Genomic DNA, 15,282 nt, shown 5'->3' on the forward strand with positions numbered 1-15,282 from the left:
GTCAAAGCATAAAAGGCGAATGTTACCGCCGTTATCCACCCTAGGGGGAGACAGCGCGCATGAGTAAAGCGGCAAAAAACCAAGGCGGACTGCAAAGCTCGCCCAGCCATCTGATCCACCGCGCCCTACAGTTGGCGCTGGATATCTATAACGAAGAATCCGCTGCCTCTAGCCTGACACAACGCCAGTTCGCCGTGCTCGAGGCCGCCTCTCATAATGCCGGCCTGACACAGACCGATCTGGTCAAGGCCACCGGCATTGACCGCTCTACGCTGGCCGATCTCGTCGCGCGTATGACGGCCAAGGGCCTGTTGATGCGGGAGCGTTCGGTACTGGATGCCCGCGCCATGACGGTCAAGGTGTCCGAAGAAGGTCTGGCCGCGCTGGAAGCTGCCCGTCCGTGTGTGGCGGCAGCAGACAAGCGGATTTTGGCCCTTTTGCCCAAGTCACGCCGCGACAGCTTCCTCGAGATTCTGAGCCTTCTGGCCCAAACCGCCGACATGGCCCCCGAACAGGCCAAGCTGGAAGCCAAGGCAGCCAAGAAAGCGGCCAAGGAAGCGCGCAGGGCCGAAAAACTGGCCCGCAAGCTGGCCGATCCCGAAGCCAAGAAGATCAAAAAGGCCCCCAAGAAAAAGGCGGCCTGACCCCTCGTCAGATACGAATGTCCAGCAGGCTGCCGGGGCGCATGCGGCTACGGTCTACCGGCTCTGCAGGGGCTTGGGCGACCGCTTCGGGTGCCGTTCCGATAGCCGGTGCCAATGACGACGGACGGAAAAAGGCGGCCTGCGCTTCACGCAGGGCCTTGGCCGGAGTGGCCAGTCCCGGTCCCCTCGCTCCCGCACCCTGAGGCGCTGGCGGAAAGACCGGACGATCTGTGACAATCGCCGTCATGGGCCAAGCTTGGCCTGGAGGGCTCTAAATTATGGTTAACAGCCGTAAACCCTGTTTCGGGTTTAGTGGCTGTCGGCCTCCAGCGCGGTCAGAATGGTCTGAACCTGATCCTCATTCAGGATCGGACCGCTGATCTTGGCCTTGATCACCCCATAGGCGTCGACGACAAAGGTTTCCGGCACACCCGAGACGCCAAGATCCAGACCGGCGCGCCCTTCGCGGTCCACCATCACCAGATCGAACGGATCACCCAGCTCATCCAGAAAAGCGCGGGTTTTGACCGGATCATCCTTATAGGCCACGCCCAGCACTTTGATGCCGCGTGCTTCGAGCGCCAACAGCTGGGGGTGCTCCAGACGGCACGGCGCGCACCAGCTGGCAAACAGGTTCAGCACCATGGGCTTGCCCACGGCGGCAGTCTTCAGATCAAGCTGGCTGTCGGAAGCCTTGTCGCCGTCCAGCAGCGGCAGGACGGTCAGCGGCAGTTCCTGTCCGACCATGGCGTCAGGGCGATATTCCGCCCCCTGCCCCGTCGAGGACATGCGGTTCATCTGCACGGCCAGAAACACGGCCAGAACAATCAGCGCCGCAATCGGCAAAATGGCGAACCAGCGGTTCATTTGCGGGCCCGCTCGGCCTCGAGGCGGGCCAGTTCACGCTTCCAATAGCGGCCCGAGGCCACCGCGCGCACGCACAGTCCGGCCAGCACCACCGCCGTCACACCCCACGCGGGCCAGATGAAGGCTGAATACGGGCTCATATCGAAGTCGAACATCGGTCCTCTCCAATCAGGCGTTTAAAGCGGCTCGGGCGCGCAGGGCGACAACTCGGCGGCGACGCACTTCGGTGCGGATAGCCGTCAGCCACAGGGCCCCGAACAGAAACCCATAGGCCGCCAGCATGGTCAGGGTCGCGGGCAGGAAGGCCGGATCAATACTGGTGCCGCCCGAGCGGATCAGCGAGGCAGGCTGATGCAGCGTATTCCACCAATCGACCGAGAATTTCACGATGGGCAGGTTGATCAAGCCCACCATGCCCAGCACGGCTGCGGCTTTTGATGCCTTCTGTTCGTCATCGATCGAAGCGCGCAGAGCCATATAGCCAATGTAGAACAGGAACAGCACCAGCACCGAGGTCAGGCGCGCATCCCACACCCACCACGTACCCCACATAGGCTTGCCCCACAGCGATCCGGTGATCAGGGCCAGCGCCGTGAGAGCCGCTCCCGGCAGGGCCGCGGCACGCGCGGCGGCATCGGCCAGCGCATGGCGAAACACCAGCGCAAAGAAGCTGGACACACCCAAGGCGCCATAGGCTGCCAATCCCCAGATAGCCGCGGGGATATGGATGAACATGATGCGGACGGTGTCGCCCTGCTGATAGTCCTGCGGCGCGGCAAAGCTGAGCGCTGTCCCCACGGCCAGACCGCCGAGGGCCAGAACCCACAGCACCGGCACAATCGGGCCGGTGAAGCGCATGAAACGATCAGGATTGGCGAGACCAAACATGTCCGCCGATTACGCGGACCTGAGCCAGACAGCAAGAGGACGCAAAAAAGGCGGGCGTTTCATCACACCCGCCTTTTCAAATCTTAAAGCGTCAGGCCCTTTTCCGTGGCCAGATCGGACAGCCTGACCTGAGGGCGCGGTCCCCAGTGGGCAATCACTTCGGAAGCAGCCAGAGAGCCCAGCTTGCCTGCGTCTTCCAGCGACAGACCACGGGCCAGACCCAGCAGGAAACCGGCGGCGTACTGGTCACCGGCACCGGTGGTGTCCAGTACCTTTTCAACCGGATAGGTCTGGATCGAGACGCGCTGCTCGCCAGCAATGACGACCGAGCCCTTTTCACCGCAGGTCACGGCGGCGATGTCGACGATGGCGGCCAGTTGGTCGGCACCGGCGTTAAAGTCTTCGGTTTCGAACAGCGCGGCCAGTTCAGCCTCATTAGCCAGAACGATGTCGGCAGACGACTTGATAAAGTCCAGCAGTTCGGCGCGCCAGCGGTGCACCACAAAGCTGTCCGACAGGGTGATGGCTACCTTGCGGCCCGCCTTGTGCGCGGCAGCGGCAGCAGCTTCGAAAGCCGCGCGGGCCGGAGCCGGATCGAACAGATAGCCTTCCAGATAGACAATAGCGCTGTCACCGATCAGGGCGGCGTCGATATCGTCTACGGTCAGCTGATTGGCGGCACCCAGATAGGTGCACATGGTGCGCTGGCCATCGTCGGTGACGTTGATCAGGCAACGGCCGGTACCGGCACCGCCCTCCAGTTCCGGCGTGTCGAAATGCACACCGCCGGCGCGGATGTCGTGAGCGAACACCTCGCCCAACTGGTCCTTGGCGATTTTGCCGATATAGGCCGCGCGACCACCATAGGAGGCGACGCCAGCCACCGTATTGCCGGCCGATCCGCCCGAGGCTTCGACGCCCGGTGCCATATCGGCATACAGGGCTGCGCTCTGGTCTTCGTCCACCAGCTGCATCGAGCCGGAGACAAGACCGCGCTGGGTCAGGAAGGCCTCGTCACACGGTGCCAGCACATCGACAATGGCATTGCCGACGGCCAGAACGTCGAAACGGGCGGAAGAAGAAGATTGGGTCATGGAACGTCCCTTAGCGGCACGTTTCGCGGCACGCCACAGGCGCAAAATGAAATTTTCAATTCCCTGAACACCAGATCATAAAGCGGCCATGGCCCAGCTTCTTGTACTGACTCCCGCCCCCGATGATCCGTCCTATGCGTCGCAATGGCCTATGGTACTGGAAAGACTGAAAGAAGCCCTGCAACCCGCGGGCTTTCAGGTCGCCGCCTCGCCATGGACCGACTATGTGACCTCGGTCGAGGGGCTGGAATCCTATGACCTGATTTTGCCGCTGTTGGTGTGGGGATACTACACAGATTACGAGGCATGGCAGGCGGCGCTGGACCTGTGGGCCGCAAAGGGCCTGCCTGTCGCCAATCCGGCCGAGACGCTGAAATGGAACTCCGACAAGGCCTATTTGAAAGGACTGGCCGAGGCGGGCGTGCCCATGGCCGAAACCCTGTTTGTCGAGCAGGTGACCCACAATGATCTGGCCGAGGCGTTTGATCGTCTGGGCACCGACACCGTGATCGTCAAACCCACCATATCGGCGGGGGCATGGCGCACACTGCGCCTGCAACGCTGTGATGATCTGAACGCGGCCTTGAGTGACGCCCCGCAAGGCGCGGCGATGATCCAAGCCTATCTGCCGTCCATCGAGACCGAGGGCGAGACTTCCCTTCTGTTCTTTGGCGGCGCGCTCAGCCATGTGGTGAACAAGCGCCCCGGCAGCGAGGGCGAGTTCCGCATCCAGTCTCAATATGGCGGTCGCTACCAGGCCCTGCCGCAAGCGCCCAAGGGCGCGCTGGCACTGGCCGAACAGGTATTGGGTCAGTTCGATGACGACCTGCTCTATGCGCGCATCGACATGACCCGCACCGCCGAAGGCGATTGGGTGTTGATGGAGGCCGAACTGGTGGAGCCTGATTTCTACCTGTCGGCCGATCCCGCAGCCGGAGCGCGCTTTGCCGCCGCCGTACAGGCGCGGATCAACCGGCGAAGCTAGCCCGCGAAGGGCAAATGTCCGCCAGCACGCAGGCGCTGCATTTGGGCCTTTGGGCCAGACAGGTGTAGCGCCCGTGCAGGATCAGCCAGTGATGGGCCTTGGCCAGCCATTTCCTAGGCACCACCTGATGCAGTTGGTCCTCCACCTTGTCCGGCGTGGATCCATTGGCCAACCCCAGCCGGTGCGAGACGCGGAACACATGGGTGTCGACAGCAATGGCCGGCTCGATGCCCAGTTCGTTCAAAACCACACTGGCGGTCTTGCGACCCACGCCCGGCAGCGCCTGTAGATCCTTGCGGTTCAGGGGTACCTCGCCCCTGTGCTGGTTCACCAGCATACGGGCCGCCGCGATCACATTCTTGGCCTTGGTACGATAAAGGCCGATGGAGGCGATGTAGGGGATCAGCCCCTCCTCGCCCAAGGCCAGCATTTTTTCGGGCGTATCGGCCACGGCAAACAGGGCCTTGGTCGCCTTATTGACCCCCACGTCGGTCGCCTGTGCCGACAGGGCCACCGCCACCACCAGCGTATAGGGGTTCACAAAGTCCAGCTCGGTCTTGGGCTCGGGCATGATGGCCGACAGGCGCTCAAACACCGTCTCCACCTTGGTTCTGCTCGGCGGCCAGCGCACGATCACACCGACAGGTGCCTTCTTGGGTTGTCGCGATTTGCGCACAGGCGTGGTCGGCGTCAGAGCGGCACGGGCCACACGCGAGGCTGGACGTTTGCTGTCGGTCATGGCCCTGCCTTGGCTTCGATTTCGGGCCAAGGCAAGCCCTGCCTGAAAGACAGAGTGATCGCCGTTTCAGGCGTGACCTGCACAAGTCTATTGATTTTTAGACGTATGGGTCCATTTTTCGATGACAAATTGTCGCGGATCCTCCTCATGGCCTCAGTTGCACGTAAACGCCTGCCCCTGATCATTGCTGTCGTCGTCGGCCTTGCCCTCATTATCGGGGGAACGGTCTGGTGGGTCGGCAAGCAGCGCTGGGAAAAGACCGACAACGCCTTTGTCGAGGCGGATTCGGTCATGGTCTCCCCGCGCATCAGCGGTCAGGTGGTCGAGGTGCTGGTGCGCGATAACCAGCACGTCGAGGCCGGAGACATTTTGGTGCGTCTGGACGATTCCGACGCCCGCGCCGCGCTGGCCGAAGCCGAGGCCGATCTGGCTGCCCTGCGTGCCGCCGTTGGAAATGTGGATGCACAAGTGGAGCAGCAGCGCGCCGCTATCGCCGCCCGCGCCGCCTCGGTCGAACAATCGCGCACCCAAGCCAATCTGGCCCAGAAACAGGTCGAGCGTTACGATCGTCTGGCCCAACAGGGCTGGGTCTCGGGTCAGCGCATCGATGCCGAACACGCGCAGGCCGACACAGCCCGATCCAGCGTCCGTCAGGCCCAAGCGGCCCTGACTGCGGAACAGCGGACGCTCGGCGTTCTGACGTCATCGCGGGCCCAGTCATCCGCCGCCGTTCAAAAAGCCGAAGCCGCCGTGGAAAAAGCCCGCCTGACGCTGGAGCGTACGGTCATCCGCGCCCCCATCGCCGGTACGGTCGGCGCGCGCGGCGTCCGCCCCGGTCAGGTCGTGCAGGCCGGCAGCCAGATGATGACCCTGGTGCCGGTGCAGGACGTCTATGTGGTTGCCAACTTCAAGGAGACCCAGCTGGCGCGCATGCAGCTGGGCCAGAGCGTCAGCATCAAGGCCGACGCCTTCCCTGATCTGAAGATTACCGGTCGCATCGACAGTTTTGCCCCCGCCACCGGTTCCGAGTTCGCGCTTATTCCGGTTGAAAACGCCACCGGCAATTTCACCAAGGTGACCCAGCGCGTGCCCGTGCGCATTGCGGTTGAAAACGCGCCCAGCCTGAATCTTCGTCCCGGCCTGTCGGTCCATGTGACGGTCGATCTCAAGAGCACGCCTGCGGATCGGTCATGACCGCCGCCGCCCCCGCCGCAGGGACAGCGCCCACCACCACGGGCGATGCACCGGAGATTAACTGGAAGGCCCTGATGCTGGGCTTTTCCGGCATGGTCATTGGCCAGTTCATGGCCATTCTGGACATCCAGATCGTCGCTGCCTCCCTGCCCCAGATTCAGGCGGGTGTCGGAGCCTCGGCTGACGAGATCAGCTGGATCCAGACGGCCTATCTGATCCCCGAGGTGGTCATGATCCCGCTGTCGGGCTTCCTGTCGCGGCTATGGGGCACGCAAAAGGTTTTCATGGCCTCCTGCATCGGGTTTCTGATCACCAGCATTCTGGTCGGAATGTCGACATCCATCGAGATGATGATCTTTTTCCGTGCCATTCAGGGCTTTGTCGGCGGGGCCATGATCCCGACCGTCTTCGCCGTCGCTTTTACGGCCTTTCCACCCGAACGACGCGTGACGGCCAGCGTGATCATGGGCCTGATCGTCACCTTGGCTCCCACCGTCGGGCCGACACTGGGCGGGCATTTGACGGAGTGGCTCAGCTGGCGCTGGCTGTTCTTCATCAACGTGTTCCCCGGCATGATCGTGCTGTTTCTGGTCGGTCGCTACGCCAATTTCGACAAGGGTGATCCGTCTCTGGCCAAGGGGTTCGACTGGCTGGGCCTGATCCTGATGGCCAGCTTCCTGATGAGCCTGCAGTTCGTGCTGGAGGAAGGTGCCAAGGACGACTGGTTTGCCGATGACATGATCCTGTTGCTGACGGTCGTCGCGTCTTTGGCAGGGCCCGCCTTCATCTGGCGCTCGCTGACCTCAAAAAATCCGATTGTCGAGCTGCGGGCCTTTGCCAACCGCAACTTTGTGGTCGGTGTCATCATGACCTTTATTGTCGGCGCGGCCCTGTTCGGCGGCTCCTTCCTGATCCCGCTATTTCTGGGTCGGGTGCGCGAATATTCGGCCGCCGAAGTGGGCACCACCATGGTGGTGTCGGGCCTGTCCATGTTCGCCATGGGGCCGATTGCCGGACGGCTGGTGCGCAAGGTCGATGCCCGCATCCTGATGTTCATCGGCTTCGTCATGGCCTCATGGGGCATGTGGGATGCCCGTCTGGTCACAGAGGACTGGGCCTTCTGGGATTTTGCCGGCGTACAGGCCATGCGCGGTGCAGGCGTCATGCTGGCCATGATCGCCTCGCAGCAGGTGACCATGACCACCCTGCCCCCGCACATGGTCAAGAATGCATCTGGCCTTGTGAACCTGTCGCGTAATGTGGGCGGGGCCTTTGGTCTGGCCTTCCTCAACACCAGCCTGACCGAGAACACGGCGCGACACATGGTCGAATTGACCAGCCGCATAGATCAGACCCATGTGCAGGTTCGACAGATGATCGAGGCGCTGAGTGTGCGTTTTGCCGGATCGGTCGACCCGCACGGGTCCGCCGTAAAGGCGGTCTATGGCATGCTGCAGAAGAAGGCCACCACGCTGGCTTTTGGCGATGCCTTTGCCCTGCTGGCCAGTGCCTGTGCGCTCGCCGCCTTCGTCACCCTGTTCTCGCGCCCGGCCAAGCCGGGAGGATCACCCCCCTCATCCGAGGTGCATTAGATGCCCCGCGCCCTAGGCCAGATCGACGAGCAGAAAAGCGAAGACATTCTTCGTGCCGCCATCGACCTTTTCGCTCGAAAAGGACCAAAGGCGTCGATGGCCGAAATCGCGCGTGAAGCCGGCGTTTCGAAACAAACCCTGTACAACCGCTATCCGTCCAAATCCGATCTGGCGCGGGCTTTGCTGACCATGCGCTCCATGGCCATCACCGCGCCGCTGAATGCAGATCTTGATGCCGTGACCGCCCTGACATCTGTCGCCGAGGCCTTGCTGGACAGGATCAACCTTCCTCAAAGCACAGACCATCTTAGGGCACTGGCGCTGGTTTCGCGCGAAGACAGCGAACTGGCCAACGCCGTTTACGAGGCAGGACCGGGAAGAAGCCTGGACCGGTTGGCCGCCTGGCTCCAAATCCAGAATCAACGCGGCGTTCTGAACATCGAAGATGCGCAGCAGGCGGCCGAGATTTTTATAGGCATGGTGCAGGGCCATGCCTATCTGCGTCTGGTTCTGAACATGCCCCCCTTGGCGGGCCGCGACCTCAATGCCCATGCCCGCGAGGCCGCCCACCGGTTTGTTATGGCCTACGCCCGGCCTTCGGGCCTCTAGACATTGGCCTTAATCCCAAGATCAGCCTAAACGGGAAGGGTCTAACCTTTCGAGGCCGCCTGTGTGGCCTTGTGGAGCCCCAATATGCTGATCCAATTCTCGTCCTGGCCTGAAATCGATGCCCATCTGAAGTCGGGCCACGTTCTGGCCAAGACGGTTATCGTCCCTATCGGTTCGAACGAGCAACACGGCCCGACCGGCCTGCTGGGCACCGACTGGATGTGCCCCGAGATCATCGCTCACGCCGCTGAAAAGAACGACGAGACCATTCTGGTGGCTCCGACCTTCAATATCGGCATGGCCCAGCACCACCTCGCCTTCCCCGGCACCATCACCCTGCGCCCGTCCACCTTTATGGGTGCGATTGCCGACTGGGTGTCATCGCTGGCCCGCCACGGCTTCGAGCGCATCTATTTCCTCAACGGCCACGGCGGCAATGTCGCCACCATCGAAGCCGCCTTTGCCGAAATCTATGCCGAGTGGTCCTTCACGCCCGAGCCGTGGGCCGAGCGTCCGCCCTTCGTGCTGAAGCTGCGTAACTGGTGGGACCTGCCGGGCGTGCAAAAATTCTGCGAGGACATGTTCCCGACCGGCCATGGCTCGCACGCCACGCCGTCGGAAATCGCCGTCACCTACGCCGCCTATCCGGACCGCGTGAAAACCGCGACCTATGAGCCGAAGATTGCTCCGAACGGCCCGATCCGCGATGCCAACGACTATCGCGCCCGCTTCCCCGATGGCCGTATCGGCTCGGATCCGGCGCAGGCCTCGCCTGAAAAGGGTCAGCAGATCATCGACAAGGCCATTCCCGCCCTGATCGCCGACATCAACGCCTTCGCCACGGAAGTTCTGCCGGTCGCCTGATGGATAAAGCTCTCCGTACCGTACTGCGTGATGCCGAAAACAATGTGCGCCTTGGCCAGGAAATGGCCGAGGCGTCTGCGGTTGTATTGCAAAAACGGCTGGAGATGCTGGCCGGTGCTGCGGTCGACCCTCTGGGGGCGAACCACAGCGAAATCGGCCTGATGGGCAGCGAAAAGGTCGAGGCGTTCAGCGCCTCGGCCCACGCTGCAGGCGAAGCCGCCCTGAACCTGAGCGACTCCTGTCTGGAGATCGCCCGCCGCAACAGCGAGACCGTCCAGTCCAATCTGGATGCCCTATCGCGCGAACCCAGCGAGGCCAGCCGTCTGGCCCTGCAAACCGAACAGATCGCCCAGTTTTGGGGACAGGCCATGATCGACAGCATCGAGCTGTGGAGCCAGAGCCTGAAGGCACAGGCCGACATCATCGCTCCTGTCCACGCCGCCGTGACCCAAAACGCCGAGCGTCTTAAGTAGGCCTAACGCCCTTCGGGCTACTTGAGGGGGTTTTACCTGCCCTATCGCCCCTCGGGCTACTTGAGGGCTGTGTTAGCCGCCCTAACGCCCTGCGGGCTACTTGAGCGCTGTTTTACCTGCCCTAACGCCCTTCGGGCTACTTGAGGGCGTGTCAGGCCGTCCGAACCACGCCGTTCACGACCTGCACCGACCAAGGGGTCAGCTTGCCGCCTGCGCACGGACCACCGATGCAGGCTCCTGTCAGCGGCTCGAACACCGCCCCGTGCCAGCCGCACAGGATCAAAGAGCCGTCGCTGGACAGATAGCGGTCCAGCTCCATGGCAATGGGAAAGCCTGCATGCGGGCAGCGGTCGACCCAGCCCGCGACGGCACCGTCCTTCTTCACCACAAAGCCGTGGAAGAAGGCATCGCCTATTTGCAGCACAAAGCCGCGCGAGCCGGGATCGGCCAGATCCGTTTCCAGACACAGCGCGACATTGGCCGGCGTTTTCCAGACGCGCTTGCGCTCCGGCTGCGCCTCGGGCGTAGGATTGGCGGCTTCGGTCATTCGCGCTCGGGTTTGATCGGGCGGCTCAGCAAGTTTTCGATGGCTGAATCCACAGTGGTTTCACCGGCCAGAACAGCGGCGACAGCCTCGATGATCGGCGTGTCCACACCCAGTTTGCGCGACAGCTCACGCACCGCCGGGGCGCTCTCATAGCCCTCGGCCACCGAGCGCTTGCCCGCCAGCGCCTGCTCCACCGTCTGGCCCTGTCCCAGAGCCAAACCGAGGCTCATATTGCGCGACTGTGGGCTGGAGCAGGTCAGAACCAGATCGCCCAGACCGCACAGGCCGGTCACCGTCTCGGCCTTGCCGCCTAGAGCCTCGGTCACGCGCACGATTTCGGCAAAACCACGGGTGATAACGGCGGCGTGGGCGCTGCGGCCCATTTCGCGGCCTTCGACAATGCCGCAGGCGATGGCCAGCACATTCTTCAGCGCTCCGCCCGTCTCGGCCCCGATGATGTCCTCCGCATAATAGGGACGGAACACGGGACCGGACAAAGCGCCCGCCAGTTTTTCGGCCATATCGATATCGGCGCAGGCCAGCGTTACCGCGCTGGGCAGGCCACGCGCCACTTCGCCCGCAAAGCTGGGGCCCGACAGGACGGCGGTAATGGCGTGGGGAATGGTCTCTTCCAGCACCTCGGCCATCAGCTTCAGCGAGCCGCGCTCGATCCCCTTGGAGCACAGCACAATTGGCAGGCCCTCACGGGCATAGGGTGCAAAGGCGCCCAGCGTCGCACGCATATGCTGGGCAGGCGGCACGGCCAGAATGATGTCGCAACCCGCCAGATCGGCCAGATCCGGCGTCACCGTGATCGAGGCATCCAGTTCCACGCCCGGAAGGAAGGCTTCGTTTATGCGGCGTTCGCGGATGGATTCGACCACCTCCGGCTCGCGTGCCTGAAGCGTGACCTTAAGGCCTGCGGCTGCAGCGCTCTGTGCCAGTGCGGTGCCCCAGGCCCCCGCACCGATAACCCCTGCCGTTTTGAATTCCATAGTCACTCCGGTGGCGGTGAAGTCCCCGCAGGGGTTCACGCCTTGGCGCCTTTGCGCCCTTGTTTCTTGTGCACAGGGTCACCCATTGCGCGCGCCTCGTCCAGAGGCCATCGCGGGCGAGCCACCGCGTCGAGGTCCGACACCCAGCCTTTTTCCAGCCGCTCGGCCCCCGCCAAGGCGATCATGGCCGCATTGTCAGTGCAGAAAGCCAAAGGCGGCGCAAAGAAGCCGAAACCGTATTTGGTCGCCAGATCGGTCAACGTCTGGCGAATGGTCTTGTTGGCCGCCACACCGCCCGCGACCACAAATAGTCTTTGTTTGGTCCCTACCTTCTCGCCCGCGGGGCTCGGCTGCTTGAGGGAGGATGGGTCGTACGGCACCAGCTCCGGATGGCTTTCCAGATAGGCCTTCATCGCCCGCTCGGTGCGTTCTTTCAGCTGCCGCGCGATCGCCTTTTGGACCGCATCGGCCAGATCGGCCTTGTCCTGCTCGGTCTCGCAGGTCGCCGCCAGTCGCGACGCCGCCGTCTTCAATCCCGAGAAGGAAAAGTCGCAGTCCTTGCGGCCCAGCAGGGCGCGCGGCAGGTCAAAGCGCGATCCATCGCCCTTAGCCGCGAGCTTCTCCAGCGCAGGCCCACCGGGATAGCCCAGACCCATGGCCTTGGCGATCTTGTCAAAGGCCTCGCCCGCCGCGTCATCAATCGTGGTACCCAGACGGCTCATGTCACCGATGCCGCGCACTTCCAGCAGTTGGCAGTGACCGCCCGAAACCAGCAGCAGCAGGAAAGGATAGGCCGTCTCTGCCCCCAAACGCGCCGAGACCGCATGGCCTTCCAGATGGTTCACCGCCAACAGCGGCAGATCACGCGCCAGCGCCACCGCCTTGCCATAGGACAGTCCCACCATCACCCCGCCAACCAGTCCGGGGCCGGCCGTCGCCGCCACGGCGGACAAATCGTCCCACCCCAGACCAGACTGCTCCATGGCCTGACGGGTCACGGTATCGATCATTTCGACGTGGCTGCGGGCCGCGATTTCAGGCACCACCCCGCCATAGGCGGCATGCTCGTCGATCTGGCTGTGTATGACGCTGGACAGGACCGTCGCGCCGTCAGGACCAAGGCGCACGACCGAGGCCGCGGTCTCGTCGCAGCTGGTCTCCAGACCCAAAACCACGAGACTCTCGGCCAAGTTTTCGACCATGGTCCCATCCTGCGGATTTGCTCCGCTTGGCTGGCTGATATAGTTCGCGCCGGTATGCATCGGGTCGAGGTAGCGACCCCCCTTCCATTTCGCAATGTCTGGCGCGCTCATATGACTCCGCTTCTCCGCATCGGCACCCGCCGTTCCAAGCTTGCTCTGGCCCAATCGGGCATGATGCAACGGGCGATCGGCCGTGCTCTGGGTGTGCCCGAAGCCGAGATCGAGCAAGCCATACCTTTGGTGGAGATCGTCACCACCGGCGACCGCATTCAGGACCGTCGCCTGCTGGAAGTGGGCGGCAAGTCCCTGTTCACCAAGGAGATCGAAGAGGCCCTGCTGGACGGTCGCGTGGATGTGGCGGTCCATTCCATGAAGGATGTGCCGGCCGAACAGCCCGCCGGTTTGGCCATCGCTGCCATCCCCGAGCGTGAAGATCCGCGCGATGCCTTTATCTGCGTGAACCATGAAGCTTTTGCCGAACTGCCCGAAGGTGCCAAGATAGGCACAGCCTCGCTGCGCCGTCAGGCCCAGTTGCTGTCTCTACGCCCCGATCTGCAAATCGAAATGCTGCGTGGCAATGTCGACACCCGCCTGCGCCGCCTGCGCGACGGTGACTTTGACGCCATCCTGCTGGCCTGTTCGGGACTGAACCGTCTCGGCCTGTCAGACGTGATTACCGAACGCCTGCCGCTGGACGCCTTCCTGCCCGCCCCCGGTCAGGGCGCCCTCGCCCTCCAGACCCGTGAAGGCGACGTAGACAGCGACTGGGCGCGCGCGCTGAGCCACGCCCCCACGGCCCTGACCGTCGCAGCCGAGCGCGGTGCCATGCTGGCACTGGAAGGTTCCTGCCGCACGGCCATCGGGGCCTTTGCCCATATCGAGGGCGAAACCCTGCACATCGGCACTGAAATGCTGTCGCCGGACGGTGCTAGCCGCTGGACCGAGCGCGGCATTATCTCGGCCAATGCCTCTCAAGACGAGGTCTATGCGCTGGGCCGCGAACTGGGCGAAAAGGTCAAGGCCGCCGCCGGCGACCAGCGGATCGAGATCTAAGCATGACCACGCCCCGACGCGTCTGGATTACCCGCACGCGCCCCGGGGCCGATCACACTGCCGCGCGCGTGTCAGCACTGGGCTGGCACGCCGTGGTGGCACCGCTACTTGAGGTACGGCCCATCGCCGATGCGATGCTGCACGCGCCCCTGCCCGATCAAATCGCTTGCCTCGCCCTGACCAGCCCCAATACGCTGGACGCTGTAAGCGACTGGGGTCGTTTCACCCACCTGCCCGCCTATGCCGTGGGTGACACGACCGCCAAGGCCACTGCGGCGGCCGGTTTTGCAAATGTCTTGTCGGCACAGGGCGACATCCACGCCCTCGCGACCCTGATCGCAGCCAAAGCCCCGATGGGCATCGTCTTCGCGCCCGGTGCCGCCGAGCCCGCCGGTGACCTGCCCGCGCTCCTGCCAGACCGCACCGTCATCCGCCTACCGGTCTATGAGACCCTGCCGACCGACGCCCGGATTCCTCACGACATCGACGCCGTCCTGCTGCACTCACCTCGCGCTGCGCGAATCCTCTCCGAGCGTTTAACGCCCGATCGGGCCCGGACCCTGACCACCATCACCATTTCAGCAGCCGCCGCAAGGCCTCTCAACGGCCTTCCCTTCAAAGAAATTCGCATCTCCCACACGCCAGATGAAGAAGGTGTGCTGACAGCGCTTGGCAAGTCGCCAACTCCCGTATAAGAAACCCGCCTCTCCGCCCCGTCAGGCATTCGCCGACGCGGATCAGGGCCGCTTTAGCTCAGCTGGTAGAGCACCGCATTCGTAATGCGGGGGTCACGTGTTCGAGTCACGTAAGCGGCACCACCCTTCCAACAATGTATGAACTTCGCCTAAGGGTAACGTGCCTTTGGCTAGGGTCCGTCGTGGGTTCCTAGTGGGAGAGCTTTGGGCTTTAGCGCTATAACTTCTTATTCGAGGGGAGCGGCTAGACACCGTGCGTATCGCTGATATTTAATAATCCCTCATCAAAGGAGGGGCTACAAATCAATGCTAGCTATCATTGCAACGCTTCTTCTAACCAATCCAACTGACACCCGATTAGAACTGGTTTGTCGTGGCACAGCCACTGTGCCTACATCTGTCACAACAAGCGGCAATAATTACGGTGATCCATCGAATTCTGTTACATCGCAAGGAACAGCGAGGATCAACGAGCGTGTGGGAGTATCGATAGATGGAAGCTCGGCACGTATAAGAACTCCCTCCTCAATGCTTCCCGATTGGCCCTTTAGGTCAAGAAGCGAGGACGGGTGGAGACCGATAACTGAATTAGTAGTTACAGACGACCTTATTACAGGAAAGGTTGCTCTTGGGCCGGTCACTCGACAGAGCTTACGTATCGATCGTCTGACGGGGGTACTAGAATTGCGGGGCAGATCACCCTTTACAGGTGAATGTGAGCCTGTTGATCACACGCAACGCAGATTTTGATCTATGTCTGTTCTCTTACTCATACCATCGAGCAGCGCTGGAACCTGAATCAGCGTCACGTAAGCGGCACCACCCTTCCAGACAGTATATG

18 protein-coding genes and 1 tRNA gene are annotated in these 15,282 nt (G+C 62.6%); 10 read left to right on the forward strand and 9 right to left on the reverse strand.

The window, feature by feature from the left end:
- The first annotated feature begins 59 nt into the window (after positions 1 to 59).
- Entirely contained in the window at positions 60 to 644 is a 585-nt protein-coding gene (locus tag B3B04_RS02940; protein ID WP_292039698.1) for a MarR family winged helix-turn-helix transcriptional regulator, read from the forward strand.
- 7 nt (positions 645 to 651) lie between these two features.
- On the opposite strand, the gene B3B04_RS02945 is transcribed toward B3B04_RS02940, so the two are convergent.
- From B3B04_RS02945 to B3B04_RS02965, 5 genes are all read right to left on the reverse strand, one after another.
- The gene (locus tag B3B04_RS02945) at positions 652 to 891 is read right to left on the reverse strand and encodes a hypothetical protein (RefSeq protein WP_292039699.1); all 240 of its coding nucleotides are present in this window, start codon (positions 889 to 891) and stop codon (positions 652 to 654) included.
- A 62-nt stretch (positions 892 to 953) separates the two neighbouring features.
- Positions 954 to 1,511: a DsbE family thiol:disulfide interchange protein gene (locus tag B3B04_RS02950; RefSeq protein WP_292039701.1), complete on the reverse strand. Its 558-nt coding sequence runs from the start codon at positions 1,509 to 1,511 to the stop codon at positions 954 to 956.
- Positions 1,508 to 1,666, reverse strand: a complete 159-nt coding sequence (ccmD, locus tag B3B04_RS02955; protein WP_292039703.1) for a heme exporter protein CcmD — start codon at positions 1,664 to 1,666, stop codon at positions 1,508 to 1,510. Before ccmD ends, B3B04_RS02950 begins: the two co-directional genes overlap by 4 nt.
- Before the next feature lie 13 nt (positions 1,667 to 1,679).
- Positions 1,680 to 2,399 (reverse strand): heme ABC transporter permease CcmC, encoded by a 720-nt coding sequence (ccmC, locus tag B3B04_RS02960; protein WP_292039706.1) that lies wholly within the window; start codon positions 2,397 to 2,399, stop codon positions 1,680 to 1,682.
- Between the two features lie 83 nt (positions 2,400 to 2,482).
- Positions 2,483 to 3,493 (reverse strand): adenosine kinase, encoded by a 1,011-nt coding sequence (locus tag B3B04_RS02965; protein WP_292039708.1) that lies wholly within the window; start codon positions 3,491 to 3,493, stop codon positions 2,483 to 2,485.
- 88 nt (positions 3,494 to 3,581) lie between these two features.
- Between B3B04_RS02965 and B3B04_RS02970 the strand changes: the two genes are divergently transcribed.
- Positions 3,582 to 4,478 (forward strand): ATP-grasp domain-containing protein, encoded by an 897-nt coding sequence (locus B3B04_RS02970; RefSeq protein ID WP_292039710.1) that lies wholly within the window; start codon positions 3,582 to 3,584, stop codon positions 4,476 to 4,478.
- On the opposite strand, the gene nth is transcribed toward B3B04_RS02970, so the two are convergent.
- Positions 4,462 to 5,217 carry an endonuclease III gene (gene nth / locus B3B04_RS02975; RefSeq protein WP_292039711.1) on the reverse strand — a complete coding sequence of 252 codons (756 nt, stop codon included), beginning with the start codon at positions 5,215 to 5,217 and terminating at the stop codon, positions 4,462 to 4,464. The genes B3B04_RS02970 and nth overlap by 17 nt on opposite strands.
- A 147-nt stretch (positions 5,218 to 5,364) precedes the next feature.
- Between nth and B3B04_RS02980 the strand changes: the two genes are divergently transcribed.
- The 5 genes from B3B04_RS02980 to B3B04_RS03000 all read left to right on the forward strand — a co-directional run bounded on the left by B3B04_RS02980 (position 5,365) and on the right by B3B04_RS03000 (position 9,949).
- Positions 5,365 to 6,411 (forward strand): HlyD family secretion protein, encoded by a 1,047-nt coding sequence (locus B3B04_RS02980; protein WP_292039712.1) that lies wholly within the window; start codon positions 5,365 to 5,367, stop codon positions 6,409 to 6,411.
- Positions 6,408 to 8,003, forward strand: coding sequence for a DHA2 family efflux MFS transporter permease subunit (locus B3B04_RS02985; RefSeq protein ID WP_292039714.1), 1,596 nt, complete (start codon positions 6,408 to 6,410; stop codon positions 8,001 to 8,003). The genes B3B04_RS02980 and B3B04_RS02985 overlap by 4 nt, the downstream gene beginning before the upstream one ends.
- Positions 8,004 to 8,612, forward strand: coding sequence for a TetR/AcrR family transcriptional regulator (locus B3B04_RS02990; RefSeq protein ID WP_292039716.1), 609 nt, complete (start codon positions 8,004 to 8,006; stop codon positions 8,610 to 8,612).
- Positions 8,613 to 8,696: 84 nt separating this feature from the next.
- Positions 8,697 to 9,476 carry a creatininase family protein gene (locus B3B04_RS02995; protein WP_292039718.1) on the forward strand — a complete coding sequence of 260 codons (780 nt, stop codon included), beginning with the start codon at positions 8,697 to 8,699 and terminating at the stop codon, positions 9,474 to 9,476.
- The gene (locus B3B04_RS03000; protein WP_292039719.1) at positions 9,476 to 9,949 is read left to right on the forward strand and encodes a phasin family protein; all 474 of its coding nucleotides are present in this window, start codon (positions 9,476 to 9,478) and stop codon (positions 9,947 to 9,949) included. The genes B3B04_RS02995 and B3B04_RS03000 overlap by 1 nt, the downstream gene beginning before the upstream one ends.
- A gap of 151 nt (positions 9,950 to 10,100) precedes the next feature.
- On the opposite strand, the gene B3B04_RS03005 is transcribed toward B3B04_RS03000, so the two are convergent.
- Genes B3B04_RS03005 through tsaD form a run of 3 tightly spaced genes read right to left on the reverse strand, consistent with a single transcriptional unit; the run spans position 10,101 to position 12,693 of the window.
- Positions 10,101 to 10,496, reverse strand: a complete 396-nt coding sequence (locus tag B3B04_RS03005) for a Rieske (2Fe-2S) protein (RefSeq protein WP_292039720.1) — start codon at positions 10,494 to 10,496, stop codon at positions 10,101 to 10,103.
- Positions 10,493 to 11,491 carry an NAD(P)H-dependent glycerol-3-phosphate dehydrogenase gene (locus B3B04_RS03010; RefSeq protein ID WP_292039722.1) on the reverse strand — a complete coding sequence of 333 codons (999 nt, stop codon included), beginning with the start codon at positions 11,489 to 11,491 and terminating at the stop codon, positions 10,493 to 10,495. The genes B3B04_RS03005 and B3B04_RS03010 overlap by 4 nt, the downstream gene beginning before the upstream one ends.
- A gap of 35 nt (positions 11,492 to 11,526) precedes the next feature.
- Positions 11,527 to 12,693 carry a tRNA (adenosine(37)-N6)-threonylcarbamoyltransferase complex transferase subunit TsaD gene (gene tsaD / locus B3B04_RS03015; RefSeq protein WP_292039724.1) on the reverse strand — a complete coding sequence of 389 codons (1,167 nt, stop codon included), beginning with the start codon at positions 12,691 to 12,693 and terminating at the stop codon, positions 11,527 to 11,529.
- Between the two features lie 111 nt (positions 12,694 to 12,804).
- Between tsaD and hemC the strand changes: the two genes are divergently transcribed.
- The 3 genes from hemC to B3B04_RS03030 all read left to right on the forward strand — a co-directional run bounded on the left by hemC (position 12,805) and on the right by B3B04_RS03030 (position 14,564).
- Complete coding sequence (gene hemC, locus B3B04_RS03020; RefSeq protein ID WP_292039725.1) at positions 12,805 to 13,746, forward strand: hydroxymethylbilane synthase; 942 nt, start codon at positions 12,805 to 12,807, stop codon at positions 13,744 to 13,746.
- 2 nt (positions 13,747 to 13,748) lie between these two features.
- Complete coding sequence (locus tag B3B04_RS03025) at positions 13,749 to 14,441, forward strand: uroporphyrinogen-III synthase (protein ID WP_292039727.1); 693 nt, start codon at positions 13,749 to 13,751, stop codon at positions 14,439 to 14,441.
- Between the two features lie 47 nt (positions 14,442 to 14,488).
- Positions 14,489 to 14,564 (forward strand) — tRNA-Thr (locus B3B04_RS03030).
- Positions 14,565 to 15,282 lie beyond the last annotated feature (718 nt).

The organism is Brevundimonas sp. UBA5713, assembly GCF_002419815.1.
Taxonomy (GTDB): Bacteria; Pseudomonadota; Alphaproteobacteria; order Caulobacterales; family Caulobacteraceae; genus Brevundimonas.